Source organism: Roseofilum halophilum BLCC-M91 (assembly GCF_030068445.1).
In the GTDB taxonomy this organism is placed as follows: domain Bacteria; phylum Cyanobacteriota; class Cyanobacteriia; order Cyanobacteriales; family Desertifilaceae; genus Roseofilum; species Roseofilum halophilum.
Map to the genome: position 1 here is coordinate 1 of NZ_JAQPOK010000061.1, position 13,894 is coordinate 13,894.

The following is a 13,894-nucleotide window of genomic DNA, read 5'->3' on the forward strand; positions in this document are numbered from 1 at the left end:
TACCCTAATTAAAAATCCAGGGAGCTTATTCATGTCCGCGAAGCGGAAATACCCTAATTAAAAATCCAGGGAGCTTATTCATGTCCGTGAAGCGGAAATACCCTAATTAAAAATCCAGGGAGCTTATTCATGTCCGTGAAGCGGAAATACCCTAATTAAAAATCCAGGGAGCAAGATGCTCCCACTCCAGTCCTATCAAAGAATTCGAGGAGTGCGGGCATCTTGCCCGCTTCTTAACCAATTAACCGGATTTGAGATCATTATTCATTGTTCATTGTTCATTGTTCATTGTTCATTATTCATTGTTCATTGTTCATTGTTCATTATTCATTATTCATTGACCTCACCCGCCAGAACGCTTGACTTTATAGCCTTTTTGTGATAAGAAATCCATCATTTTTTGTCCATGATCCCCTTGAATTTCCAACGTTTGCTCCTTCAAAGTTCCCCCCGCTCCACATTGACCTTTCAACTGCTTCAACAGAGCGGACAACGTTTCCTGGGAATGTTGAAACCCTTGCACCACCGTCACGGTTTTTCCCTTGCGCCCCTTGCGAGACACCTCCACCTTCAGGTTTTGTTGATTCGGTGGCACATCCACCTGCACCGAATCTCGATTCTCGGTGTTCCCACCTCGACCAAACTCTTGATAAACTAGGCGATCGCCCGATTTTGACTTACCTTGAGAACCCATGTTCCGTATTTCCTAACTTCTCCAAAATATAGAATCCACGGATAAAATCCGCCACCACTTCCGCCGTCGGCACAGACAACTGTTGCATTTTAATCGCGTTGGTTTCACTGGTCTGAAAATAAGCGGCTGAATTAATCAAACGCTTACCAAACGAGGGATGAAAATAAATATTCAACGATCGATCGCTCGAATTAGTCAAACTCACCTGAGTCGGCACAGAAAAGAACTCTTCCGAACCCGGTGGATTAGGCAAATCTCCCCCCACTTTCACCCGGACAACCCGACTCATCACCTGACTCAGAGCCTTACTAATTTGCTTAATCCGTTTGCGGTCTCGAATCGTCAAATACTCCTCCATATCCGGAGAGCGAATAATCTCCATCACTTCCGTAATATTGCGTTGGGTGGCCGTACAATCCTTAAACGGTAAAATAGCTAAATAGGCGATCGGCAACAGCTCCTCATCCCGGTCTAACCGAAAAATCAACGTTGTCCGGCGATAGCCCACCTTAATACTCGGAGGCTGATGCATCCCTGGATATTGCCCAGCAATCTGATAATAAAACGCCGATAACACAAACGTCGCCGCATGATCGAGTTGTGCATCTACGGTAATACTCACCGTGGGCGGAGTGGGATTAAAAAACTGCTTAAACTCGTCCGGTGTAAAATGATAAACCTGGGTATGATCGCCATCTGGACTTAAATCCACCCACTCACAACTCATGCCATCCGTTTTCAAGCCAAAGCGAGACACTCCATGGAGCTTGGCCCCGGTTAACGTTGCCCCACTCAAATCTGCGCCGCTCCATTCCACTTGGATCAAATTCGCTTGGGTCAAATCGGCATGAACCAAACTACAATTCACCAAATTGGCATTACTTAAATCGGCTCCAATTAAATTAGTTCCGCTCAATTTAGCTTCACTCAAATCGGCCCAACTGAGATTCGTGCCACTGAGATCCACCCAGCGCAGATTGGCCCCACTTAAATTGGCCCCACTTAAATTAGCCCGGCTGAGATTGGCGTGGCGTAAATCGGCATCTCGCAAATCTGAGCCACTCAAATCTGCTCGGCCTAAGTCTGTTCCATGGAGATTGGCCCCTTCCAGATTGGCCGCAATCATGGATGTGCCGCGCAAATCCACTTCACTCAGATTAGCGCCACTGAGATTGGCTTGACGTAGGGTGGCTTCTCGTAAATCAGCTCCCGTCAAGTTCGCCCGACTGAGATTAGCGTTACTCAATTGAGCGCGAATCAGTTCGGCCCGAATCAGGCCCGTTTGCACTAAAGTTGCACCACTGAGATCGGCACGTACTAAATTAGCTACATTGAGAATGGCGCGGTTGAAATTGGCTTTGGTGAGATTACAACCACTGAGCCGAGCGACATTGAGTTTGGCTTTACTTAGATCTGCGCCTTGTAGGTTAGCCCCACTAAGGTTGGCAACACAGAGATTGGCCCCACTAAAGTTGGCTTCACTCAAGTTCACTCCACTCAAATTGGCTTCGGTGAGTAAGATGCCCATGAAATCTCTTTCTCCGGCTTCGTACCGATTAAGCACTTCCTCTTCGTCCATGGCGATTTCCTAGAGATTGATTGAGGTACACTGGCGTTGGTATCGGTTACCCATCAAGTTGGATAACTGGGATGATGGGGAACTGGGGATCATGAACCCGATCCTCTGACTCTGATGGCTAAATTGGGGTCTGGGATTGGGTTACAGAAATACTCAATAGGTTGAATGGATAGGTGGGTAATGAAAGTAGGCATCATTGGTTTAGGGTTAATCGGTGGGTCATTAGGATTGACTTTGCGATCGCTCGGTTGGGACGTTTTGGGAGTTAGCCGTAATCCCCAGACCTGTGAGGCAGCCGTTGCACAAGGGGTGGTGGATCGAGCCAGTGTTGAGTTAAGCCAATTAAAACCAGCAGAGATCATTTTTATTTGTACTCCTATGGGTCTGATTGTGCCGATCGCCCAACAATTGGTTCCTTGGCTCTCTCCGGCCACAATTGTAACGGATGTCGGGTCGGTTAAAACGCCAATTGTTGAGTCTTTGGCCCCAATTTGGCCCAATTTTGTCGGCGGTCATCCCATGGCAGGAACGGCAGCACAAGGGTTAGGCGCGGCCCAGTTGGGATTATTTAAAGATCGGCCCTATGTTCTCACCCCAGTGGAGACGACCCCACCTGAATCTTTAGAGCAGGTGACGAAAATTGTGCGATCGCTACAAGCAAAGGTGTATCATTGTTCACCCCAAGACCACGATCGAGCGGTGGCCTTGATTTCCCATTTACCCGTTTTTGTCAGTGCTGGATTAATTGCTACTTGCACCGATCGACCGGTGGACTCCGTGCAAGATTTAGCCCAAAAACTGGCCAGTTCGGGGTTTGCCGATACCAGTCGCGTGGGGGGAGGCAACCCAGAATTGGGTCGCATGATGGCTCAATACAATCGAGAGGCGCTGAGAGAATCCCTCTTAAGTTATCGCCAAGGTTTAGATCGAGTCCTCACCTGGATTGAAAACGAAGATTGGGCCGCCCTTGATGGGTATTTACAGAAAACCCAACAAGGGCGACCCAAGTTTTTGTAGGGAATGGGGGGGAGTGGGGGAGTGGGGGAGTGGGGGAGTGCTTACAAGTGAATGATTTTCATTTTGTCCATCTATAGCAGCCCTCAGATACCCCTAAATTCCATAGAGTCATCCCATTCTCCGCGTCCCCGCGTCCCCGCGTCCCCGCGTCCCCGCGTCCCCGCGTCCCCGCGTCCCCGCGTCCCCGCGTCCCCGCGTCCCCGTGTCACCGCGTCACCGCGTCCCCGCGTCCCCGCGTCCCCGTGTCTCCGCGTCACCGCGTCACCCCATATCCCCATATCCCTATCTCCCTATCTCCTAACTCGTCTGCCCTGGGACTAAGTTTTCTGCCCCTTCAATCACTTTCATTGAGATGATGCGATCGCCTTTTTTCAGCTCCGGCAACACTTCCTCTCCCTCAACCACATAGCCAAAACCGGCATAGCGACCATCCAACAGATTTAAGCCCGCAGGCGTTAATTCCGGTTCAAATAGGAAGAAGAAAAACTGAGACGAACCCCCATTGGGATCGTCATCGGGGCGAGCCATGCCTAGGGTTCCATAGGCAGAAAAGGGTAAAACTGGCTCCTCGCGGTAGAGTCCAATCTCTTCTAACGTAAACTCATAAATGGGTTCAGGTTCGCTTTGTACCCTAATTTCTAAAGGAATTGTGCGTTCCTCTTTGGTGTCGGGATCGACAAACCCCTCTTCTGGGCCGGGAGGATCGCCGAGTTGCACGACATAGAATTCTTCTGCACGGTTAATCGGCAGACCATCATAGAATCCTCTTGACACCAGATCCACAAAGTTCCCAGCCGTCACTGGTGCATTATAGCCATCAACGATAACCGTTAAGTTTCCTTTTTCTGTTTCAATCTCTACGGTTGCCCGTCCTTTCAACTGAGGTAAGGCGCTATATTCTGAGGGGACTTCATAGGGAAACCCTTGCACCATCAGGTTTTCCAGAGTTTCTACTTCCGAGAGGCATGTTTTTTGAGTGGCAAAGGCGGCTATTTTGTCTTGTTCTGCTACTCGATCTCGAAGCAGGTTGAGATCGGCGCTCAGTTGGTCTAAAACCTCTTGAGCTTCAGAGTGCCGAGATTCAGGAATACTGGCTAAAATGTTTTCACTACGGGTGGATAGCAAAAAACCCGCTTCACTGAGGCTAGAGCTTGCCGCACTCCAACGTCTTCCCCGAATGGGGGCAATAATCGATTCAATGTCCCCTTGGATCTTAAAGATGGTGGGATTCTCAATGGGTAGGGCATAGCGCAAAAGGGCATCACCTTCGGTAATGGCATCTCCACCAGGGAGGCGACTTTCCCGGTTCGGCGCTGCTTGAGTGGGGCTACTGAGTCCCACCCAACAGGTCAGGAGCAGCACAAAAACCAAGGTCGCCTTGAATAAGGACTTTAGAATATGAATCATGGAAATCTTATCGCGATCGCTTCACAAGTATCAGCTCTGGGTTGAGCAACCCTAGGCTTTATCATCTCATAGATGGGGACGGGGAGATGGGGAGATGGGGAGATGGGGAGATGGGGAGATGGGGAGATGGGGAGATGGGGAACTCATATCAAGGAGGATGATTAAAATATAGAGAAATATCCCGCGATTCCTGTACCGATCGCGGGATATTTGTTTACTCTATTAGAGCTTAGAATTATTCTACTTAGGCAACCGAAGATTTCTTCGATTCAACCTCTTGGGCCTCTAGGCTGACTGTTTTACTTTTGTGTCCTTGATTGCGATAGGAATAATACCCATGGAATGCTGAATTGATCATTTCTCGTTGCTCTGAAAGAGATAATTCAGCCGATTGGGCAGAAAATTGCTTAAACCACTCTAAAAGTTCTCGTTCATCTTGATCGATCCGACCATCATCATGTAAGCAAGCCATATACAGCAAGGTCGTATCTGGACTCAGCAAGCTGTCGATCATCATGTGATACGGCGCTTTCGACGCTTTGAACTTGCGGCCGAGAACTTCTAGTCTTTGTTTATCATCAGTACTTAACATAGCCACACCTCATTGAGTTCTGTTACATCTTGGATTGAGTTAGATTGAGCAACCTTACATATTGTTAACTTTTGTATTATTATAGCAATTCAACTTTATAAAAGTTGTGTTCGTTACTACGATTTTACTCATCTGTTATGATTTCTTGAATTCCTCAAGTATGGTGAACAATTGAACGTTAACCCTATTTGTTTATTCATTCTTAATGATCCTGAAAATTTTGTGAAATTTCCTAAAAATTATCAGTGATCGAATGAATTTTTTCCTGTGATTTAAATCAATCCTGCCGACTCATATAACCGACGTAAAATCGATAGAATGCGCTGTCCATATTGAGGATCGGCTGACCAACGGCCACTAAGCTGGCCAACTAAAGGAGCAATTCCACGGGTGACAAATCGAAATCGGGGCGCGACTAATTCTTGAACTAAGGGTTCTGTACTTGCATAGGCTTTCAGTTGTTGAATTTGGGCCCGTACACCGATGCGAGCGCTGGGAAAGGATGCACCGGCTGCGTTTCCACCCACATCTCCTAAGCCAGCAAAATTATTCTGATTGGGTTGAATTTCTCCGCCAAATCTTAAGAAACCAGTTTCTAAACACATTTGGGCAAAGGCAATATCATAATTAACCCCTTCAATGGCTCCTTCTTCCCGGTAGAGACGAGGCAAATCGGGAAATTGCTCGAGTCCTTTTTCATTGTTGGCCTTGAGGAACATCATCAGTTGGACTTCGGTTGTTTTCCCATGGCCCATAATCCGGTCTAGCTCACCGGGACAGAGTTTTAAGATAGATCGCAACACTACAGTGCGAGTGGCATTTTCCCAACCCACAGAAATGTTATAGTCTCGCAGCTCGATCGCCTTCACATATACAATATTTCGATAATTAATCCGGCGTACATCGGGGTCTTGGGTTAAATCAATGCCCAATTGGTCAACTAAATCAATGGGGATATAAGAATTTCCGTTAACAATCATACCTTCTTCCCCATAAATTTGACCATTGATCTTAATATTTATGGGAGGATAAATAGGGGATGAAGGGGTGGGTGAAGGACTCGGAGATGGACTGGGAGAGGGATTAATGCTACGGTTCCAAGCTGATAGTCCATCGGCGATCCCCAAGGCCATATCCCGGCGACGATTTTGGATCAGGGCCCGGTCTTCTGGGTTGGTGATTAATCCCACTTCCATGAACAGGGAGGGAATATAAATATTACGAATAAAAACGAGTCTACCGAGACCACTATTACTATCGGGTTTTGCGCCTCTGGTGGGCAGTTGGGGAACGCGACGCAGCAGAGCTAAGAGGATTAATTCGGCATGGGCGCGACGCTCGTCGTTATTGGCGATGTAAAAGACGCTGGCTCCGCGCAGGGAAGGGTTATAGAAGGCGTTCGCATGGAGTTCGAGGGCGATGTCTCCAAAGCGAGCGCGACTGTTGATCCAGGTGATGGTTTGGCCTTCGCTGAGGTCGTCGGGAACGCTGAGAACTTCGAGATTGCGCGATCGCAATTCGGCCACGACTAAATCTCGCAGTTGGATCATCTCCTTGGCTTCCGTGGTTCCTCCAGCGATCGCCCCTGGATCGCGCATTCCGTTTTCAAATCCTCCATGGCCGGCGGATAGAAAGATTCGTCCCATAATGCTTTAAGTTCTCTATTCCCTATAAACTGTGAATATTATCCTTGGTTTTGTTAGCCATGAGTACCCCAAGACTGCATCCAGATACCATCGAAGAGATTAAGCAACGGGTTGATATTGTCGAGGTGATCTCGGAACGGGTGGTGCTGAAGAAACGGGGACGGGAGTTTGTGGGGCTGTGTCCGTTCCATGAGGAAAAAACCCCTAGTTTTACGGTGAGTCCCACTAAGCAGATGTTTTATTGCTTTGGCTGTGGGACGGGCGGCAATGCGATTAGTTTTCTTAAACAGTTGGATAATAGTTCTTTTGGGGAAGTGGTTTTAGATCTAGCACGACGCTATGAAGTCCCCATACGCACATTGGATGTTCAGGAGCGGGAAGAGTTTCAACGTCAGTTGTCTCTCCAGGAACAATTATACGAGGTTATTGCCATTGCTGCCAGTTTCTTCCAACATGCTCTGCATCAACCGGAAGCAGAGGAGGCGATGTCCTACTTGAAGAGGCAGCGAGGCTTGTCTGAGGAGACAATCCAGAGGTTCGCGTTGGGGTACGCACCGAGCGGATGGCAGACGTTATATCGCTATTTGGTGGAGGTGAAGGGCTATTCTGTGAAGGTGGTGGAGCAAGCGGGGTTGGCGATCGAGCGCAAGTCGGGGGCGAGTTATTATGACCGGTTTCGCGATCGCCTAATGATTCCCATTCGCGATATCCAGGGACGAGTTGTGGGGTTTGGGGGGCGATCTTTGGGCGATGCACAACCGAAGTATCTGAATTCTCCAGAAACGCCGATTTTTGATAAAGGGAGTTTGTTATTTGGCTTAGATCGGGCTAAACAAGCGATATCTAAACAGGATCGGGCGATCGTGGTGGAGGGGTATTTTGATGCGATCGCCCTCCATGCAGCCGGTATTTCTGAGGTTGTCGCCTCTTTGGGAACGGCGTTAAGCGCGTCTCAGGTGAAAAAGCTACTGCGTTATACGCCCTCAAAATCGATTATCCTTAATTTTGATGCCGACCAAGCGGGAACGACGGCCACGGAACGAGCGATATCGGAAATTGCCGATTTAGTCTATCAAGGGCAAATGCAACTGAGAATTCTGAATCTTCCCCAAGGGAAAGATGCGGATGAGTTTCTGAAAACATCGGCGAGTCCCCAACCCTATTTAGAGTTAGTAGAACAGGCTCCCTTGTGGCTTGACTGGCAAATTGAACAAAGCTTAAAGGGTAAAGATCTGCGAGCTGCCGATCGCTTTCAACAGGTGGCGCAAGCCTGGGTGAAGCTCCTGAGCCAAATTGAAGATACGACCACCCGCACCTACTATATTAATATCTGTGCAGAGTATCTCAGCCAAGGAAACGGCGATCGCCTCAAATTCATCGCCGAAGACTTAGTAAAACAGATCCAGCGCCTGCGCCGTACCCCCAAAACCAAACATAATCCCAAAGTTCCCAAAATTGAGGTTAACATCACCGCAGAAGACCGGTTGCTGTTCGAGACTGAGAGCCTGATTTTACGGATTTATCTCCATGCACCGGAAGCCAGAGCGTACTTTTTACAGATTATGGGCGATCGCCATCTCACGTTCCAATGCGCCCCCCATCGTTTCCTCTGGTCACAGATTGAAAGCCTACGGGAAACCTTACCCGTAAATTCTCCCGATTTAATCTCTAAGCTGCAAAATGGAGTTGAGCATTTTCCCAAGTATAGCGAGCAATTTCATCCCTTATTGTATTTGCAAGAAAAACATTTTTCTGATATTCAAAAGCCCATTTTATCCATCGACAAAGCCGCTTTAACCTTAGAGCAAATTTTATGTCGCAAACGCAGCCGCTATGCCGCCGAGCGCCTCGCTACGATCGATCCTAAGTTCGATCTCCACGGTTATGAATACTTCACGGAGCAGTTAGTTTACAATAAGCAGCGAGAAAAAGAATGTGAACGCCTGCGAAGTACCACGGTTTCCGAATTAGTGAGTAGTATTTGAATGACAGTCCTTTGCGCTATACAGCAAGAAAAATGCTGTATCATTTCAATGTTCCTGATTTAACGAAAAAAGAGGGATTTTGTTTAGAAGCAGCGCTTGAAAGTTCGGGAATTTTGGATAAATCCGGTGGAGGAAGAGGAGCAGTTAAGGGTTGGGTAATATCTCGTCCCACTAAGCGTTTGGATAGGCGAGCTATTCGAGGATTTGCACGCATTTGAGCTTCAACCATGCCAAAAATATGCATATCCACATACTCTTGACTGACGGGATCGTATAGGTGTTCTTTCATGATTCCTTCGAGGGCAAATCCTCCAGAAACTAAGCAGCTATGAGCCACCTGATTATATCCATAGCTATAAGCGTAGAATCGATGTAAATGGTAGGCGTTAAAAATCAAATCTGTCATCAATACACAGGCTTCAATCCCATGAGAAACGGATCGATGTTCCCGATCGAAGATCCCGACTAATAACTCTGCTTTTCGATGTAAAGGGGTATATTCAGCCGCCGCAATAATGCCGATCGCCCCATAGATCTTGTGAATGAGCAAACATTCCAGATAACCGCTTTGGGCAGGACTACCATGAGATCGCCGAATCAGCTTTTCTCGCACCTTCTCCACGGTGTCTGCGCGATCGTTCAGGCGAAATAAGCGCATAAAATCATAGCGCGAGTACATTTTTTCAAACAGCAAAGGCGCATCATCGGGTATCGTTCTTCTCAAGGTTAGAGACCGGCCTTGGTGTATAATCAGCGATTTAAGATTCATAATCATTTTTCTGGGTAGGGGCGGGTTCACCAAGAACTTCGATGCATAACGACAATTTAGGTAAACCCGCCCTCCATAATATTAATAAACTGTTATAACAAACCCGGATAAAATAGGCGATAAAACCAACTGAAATTTTGTTTAATCGTCACTTCAAACCGGTTGGGCAGAGGATAGCGAACCAGAGGGCGATCGCCATCATAAGCTTCTTCACCATACTTACTGAACGAAGCGGGAGACCTCAGTAACAGAGCAGAACTGCCTAAATCAGCCGTAATGGGGGCCAGATCTAGCCATTTGAGTAACTCCGTCAACACCTCTTGAGGATCGCTCATTAAATGCTCGTACACCACATAAAACAGCCGTTGTTGCAACGTTTCTTCTAAGTCTTGCACTTGCTCCAAGGTATTCAGGAAAGAACCCATCCGACCTGAAGGAGAAAAGAATTGTTTGGCTCGTTCAGTCCTTGAGAGATCGGCGATTTTCTCTGGAAAATCTAACAACAGAGTCTTCTGATGCTGGCGTTCAATGGTGGCATACACTTGTCCTAATTCTCGCACACAGACCACCATTTTACAATTAGGATCGAGTAAATGGATTAAGTCTAAATGTTGCAGCCATTGGGGATGAAAATCAACGATCCAAGGCTCAGACACCTGGGAGTACCAACCCTGGATAAAGCCTTGGATACCATGGTGCGATCGCCCCATTGTCCCCTGAAAATCCTGGCTCAACAAGTCCTTAACTTGAGGGTTCGTCGAAATAAATGACCGGAAATTAACAACTAAATCGCACAGGGGAGAAGCGCTCAAGTCACTATACACCTCTGGATGCTGATTCAACAGTTGGCTCAAAAACCCACCTCCAGAGCAAGGGAGTCCAGTCAGATAGAGAAAATGGAGGTTAGTCATAATCCAAGAACAATTGTTTTAGGGTAGCCAATTTTCATCCAAAGCCTCCTCTAAGGTAAACTCAGGAGAATCGGGAATCAGTCCTTCATCCAACTCGCTCGCTGTCAGAAAGAGCTTTCTTCCATTTCGATACTGCTTAACAAAATTCTCCTCTAAAAATAGTTTCAGACTTGGACTACTGTCCAATTCTTCTGCAATTTCAATCCGAAAATTGGTGATTTCCGTATTCCAGCCTCGTAAGCATCGTTCTCGCTTTGCATCCCAATACTGAATCTTCAGCAGATGTTCGCAAAGTCGCATTAAATAGCTAGAAATGGTACGTTTCTCCCGTTTCCCCAAACTTTCTAACTCCTCAATCAAATGTTCGAGATCGACGGCTTCCATATTATTACATTGCAACTGAGCCACCGTTGTCTCTAGCCAAAGGTAATAATCTTTTTCATATAAAAATGACAACTGTATCTTAACTTGAGAATCCATTCCATCCAACCTCAAAATCAAGATGAACAATTCCCCCTTAAAAAGGGGGATTAAGGGAAATCTTACACCACAAACACCTCCGCCGTTACCGCATTCGCACTAACCCCCGTCAACGATACCAGTAACTCATTGGTGGCACTAACCCGAATCTGGGTTTCTACTCCCGAACTTCCGGTCACTTGAGTAACCGTTAAATCTCTAAACGTCAGGGGATTCATCAGGTTCAAAACATCCTCACCAACGGCGAAATCGGTGATGATATCTGAACCGTGACCGGCTGCCAGCACAAACCGATCCGCCCCTGCACCACCAGACAAGGTATCATTTCCGAGGTCTCCGGAGACCGTATCATTACCTGCACCGCCGGAAATTTGGTCATTGCCTTGACCGCCGTGGGCCAGGTCATCCCCATCGCCACTTACTACCCAGTCATCTCCCATACCGCCGAGTAGGGTATCATTACCCAAGTCACCCCCCAGGGTATCATTGCCCAAATCGCCGCAAACCCAGTCATCATCTTGACCACCCCGTACTAAGTCGTTCCCTTGTCCCGCGTGGATGGTATCCTTTCCGGCATTGCCATGCAGGACATCTTCTCCTTGATTGCCGAGCAGGTAATCCGCACCCGCACCACCGAACGAGGTATCATTACCCACTCCACCGGGCAGAGTGTTGGCGCTGGCATCTCCAAGCATTAGGTCGTGGGGAGGTGGGCTGTTGAGGATAACCGCGTAGTTTAAGGTGTTAATTAATGCCTCTGTGTTAATGGTGGCGGCGCTCACTTGGCTGGCGAGTGCCGCGCCAGTATTTTCGGCAACCACTTCGTCAAAGGATTTTGTACCACTGAAAGCAGCCACTAAATCTTGAGTGACGCTGGTTTGAGCCACTTTTTGCGCTTGGAAGATGTCCTCGGCACTGGTGGCGGTGAGAATTTGCTCGTTACTAGCGGCGATGACTTGCGCTAGTTGTGCCGAGTTGTTGGTGATTGATTCAACGTTTAAGGTCTCATCAAACTCAGTAAAGATATTGGCGGTGCTATTGACCAGGCTTTGGATAGCGCTGGAGTCGCCCAGATTGAAACTACCCGATTCTAAAACAATGGCTAAGTTAGCAGTCACCAGGGCATCTAAGCCATTGCCTGCGATACCGAGGCTGGTTCCTATGACGTTGCTGACTTGGCTAATCAGGGTTTGCACCGCTACCTGGGCAGCTAACACCTGCAACCCTTGGCTGGAACCCGCTTGGGCTGCTGCGATGGGGTCAAAGGTGGATAAGTCGATGTTGCTGGGGAGTCCCAAGGCGGTTTTGAGCTGGGTTTCAGCCGCTTCTGGAGTAACGTCTAGGTCTACGAGAGCAGAAACCAGGGTGGTGAGGGGAGTCACCACAGTGGAACCGGGGACTGCCCGCAATGTGCCGCTAAAGGGTTGGCCGGTGATGGCATCGGTGCCACCCACGACTACATAGTCTCCTTCATCGTAGTCGAGCGTGCCATTGCCGTTGAGGTCGAAGTTGCCGGAGATATCCAGGGTGACGTTGCCCGCAGCATCCGTGGTTGCACCGGGTTCATCGCTGTCTTGGATGCCGTTGAAGTTGGTATCCAGGAAGGCGGTGGCTCCAGCAATGGGGCCGTCTTGAATGCTCATGCGGGATGCTTCTAATTCGGCGTGTAAGGCCTCGATCTCGTCGCGGTCGCGGCCTCGTGTGGTGTGGATTAAGGCGCGGCGGACGAAGCTGCCGAAGCGGAAGGATCTGCCGAAACCGGAGGAAACAGGGTTCACTATTATACTCGTCAGTATGGGTGTGGAAGTTGGTGTGGGAATTGGTGTGGGAGTTGGCACTGCCGCTTGAACACCCACCCCAAACGAATCGCTAATGCTTTCCCCGCTGCTGTCTGTGGCCGTAACTTGAACCCCGAACGCACCAGAATGGCTATCAGTCGGAGTGCCGCTGAATTGCCCTGTTACACTATCGAAACTCAACCAACTAGGCAACGGCGAGCCATTAGCCAATGTTGCACTATAAGTTAAGGTATCCCCAGCATCAGGATCGCTGAAATTCCCAGAAACATCCAGACTGAAACTGTTCCCAGTTTCCAGGCTTTGGTCAGCTATCTGAGTCTGGACAACTGGTGCAGCGTTAACCCCTACTTCCGTAATGCCCAAACTATAAGCCGTCGTCGCATCGGGAGTCGCCCCCACTGTGGTGTCATCCACCTCTACTGTCACGTCATAACTGGACTGAGTAGCAAAATCCAGCGTTGTCCCGGCTTTCAGAAATAGCTCCGAACCACTAATTTCAAAGGAACCAGCATCGGCACCAGTTAAACTCAGGTTATTCGTGCCCACTCCATCATCGGTAATGGCAATATCTGCCACTTTCAGGGCGCTGGTGGTGTTGGTGTCTTCGGGTAAACTGGTGGTGGTGTTGTTCAGATTTACAGTCGGTGCAGCGTTAGTAATAACTTCCGTAATGCCCAAACTATAAGCCGTCGTCGCATCGGGAGTTGCACCCACTGTGGTGTCATCGACTTCCACCGTCACGTCATAACTGGACTGAGTGGCAAAATCAAGCGTTGTCCCGGCTTTCAGATACAGTTCCGAACCACTAATTTCAAAGGAACCGGCATCTGCACCAGTTAAACTCAGGTTATTCGTGCCCACTCCATCATCGGTAATGGCAATATCTGCCACTTTCAGGGCGCTGGTGGTGTTGGTGTCTTCGGGTAAACTGGTGGTGGTATTGTTCAGATTTACCGCAGTCGGTGCAGCGTTAACCCCTACTTCCGTAATGCCCAAACTATAAGCCGTCGTCGCA

The 13,894-nt window shown here is 48.4% G+C and carries 11 protein-coding genes; 2 read left to right on the forward strand and 9 right to left on the reverse strand.

What is annotated here, in order from left to right; genetic code table 11:
* Positions 1-343: 343 nt before the first annotated feature.
* Positions 344-694, reverse strand: a complete 351-nt coding sequence (locus tag PJF56_RS07070) for a translation initiation factor (RefSeq protein ID WP_283761946.1) — start codon at positions 692-694, stop codon at positions 344-346.
* Positions 678-2,273 (reverse strand): pentapeptide repeat-containing protein, encoded by a 1,596-nt coding sequence (locus tag PJF56_RS07075; protein WP_283761947.1) that lies wholly within the window; start codon positions 2,271-2,273, stop codon positions 678-680. Before PJF56_RS07075 ends, PJF56_RS07070 begins: the two co-directional genes overlap by 17 nt.
* Before the next feature lie 180 nt (positions 2,274-2,453).
* Here PJF56_RS07075 and PJF56_RS07080 point away from each other — a divergent pair, with 180 nt between their 5' ends.
* Positions 2,454-3,290, forward strand: a complete 837-nt coding sequence (locus PJF56_RS07080) for a prephenate/arogenate dehydrogenase (RefSeq protein ID WP_283761948.1) — start codon at positions 2,454-2,456, stop codon at positions 3,288-3,290.
* Positions 3,291-3,587: 297 nt separating this feature from the next.
* Here the strand turns inward: PJF56_RS07080 and PJF56_RS07085 are convergent, their stop codons facing one another.
* From PJF56_RS07085 to tftA, 3 genes are all read right to left on the reverse strand, one after another.
* Positions 3,588-4,697, reverse strand: coding sequence for a peptidylprolyl isomerase (locus tag PJF56_RS07085; RefSeq protein WP_283761949.1), 1,110 nt, complete (start codon positions 4,695-4,697; stop codon positions 3,588-3,590).
* A 244-nt stretch (positions 4,698-4,941) separates the two neighbouring features.
* Positions 4,942-5,289 carry a hypothetical protein gene (locus tag PJF56_RS07090; protein ID WP_283761950.1) on the reverse strand — a complete coding sequence of 116 codons (348 nt, stop codon included), beginning with the start codon at positions 5,287-5,289 and terminating at the stop codon, positions 4,942-4,944.
* A 272-nt stretch (positions 5,290-5,561) separates the two neighbouring features.
* The gene (tftA, locus tag PJF56_RS07095; RefSeq protein WP_283761951.1) at positions 5,562-6,935 is read right to left on the reverse strand and encodes a hormogonium tapered terminus morphoprotein TftA; all 1,374 of its coding nucleotides are present in this window, start codon (positions 6,933-6,935) and stop codon (positions 5,562-5,564) included.
* Positions 6,936-6,994: 59 nt separating this feature from the next.
* Here tftA and dnaG point away from each other — a divergent pair, with 59 nt between their 5' ends.
* On the forward strand, positions 6,995-8,920 hold the full coding sequence (gene dnaG / locus PJF56_RS07100) for a DNA primase (RefSeq protein WP_283761952.1): 1,926 nt from the start codon (positions 6,995-6,997) through the stop codon (positions 8,918-8,920).
* A gap of 40 nt (positions 8,921-8,960) precedes the next feature.
* Here dnaG and PJF56_RS07105 read toward each other — a convergent pair whose 3' ends face one another.
* From PJF56_RS07105 to PJF56_RS07120, 4 genes are all read right to left on the reverse strand, one after another.
* Positions 8,961-9,689 carry a GNAT family N-acetyltransferase gene (locus tag PJF56_RS07105; protein ID WP_283761953.1) on the reverse strand — a complete coding sequence of 243 codons (729 nt, stop codon included), beginning with the start codon at positions 9,687-9,689 and terminating at the stop codon, positions 8,961-8,963.
* A gap of 92 nt (positions 9,690-9,781) precedes the next feature.
* Positions 9,782-10,600, reverse strand: a complete 819-nt coding sequence (locus PJF56_RS07110; protein WP_283761954.1) for a sulfotransferase — start codon at positions 10,598-10,600, stop codon at positions 9,782-9,784.
* Between the two features lie 18 nt (positions 10,601-10,618).
* Positions 10,619-11,080: a DUF29 domain-containing protein gene (locus PJF56_RS07115; RefSeq protein WP_283761955.1), complete on the reverse strand. Its 462-nt coding sequence runs from the start codon at positions 11,078-11,080 to the stop codon at positions 10,619-10,621.
* A 62-nt stretch (positions 11,081-11,142) separates the two neighbouring features.
* Positions 11,143-13,894, reverse strand: a 2,752-nt coding sequence (locus PJF56_RS07120) for a putative Ig domain-containing protein (protein WP_283761956.1), incomplete at its 5' end; no start/stop codon positions are given.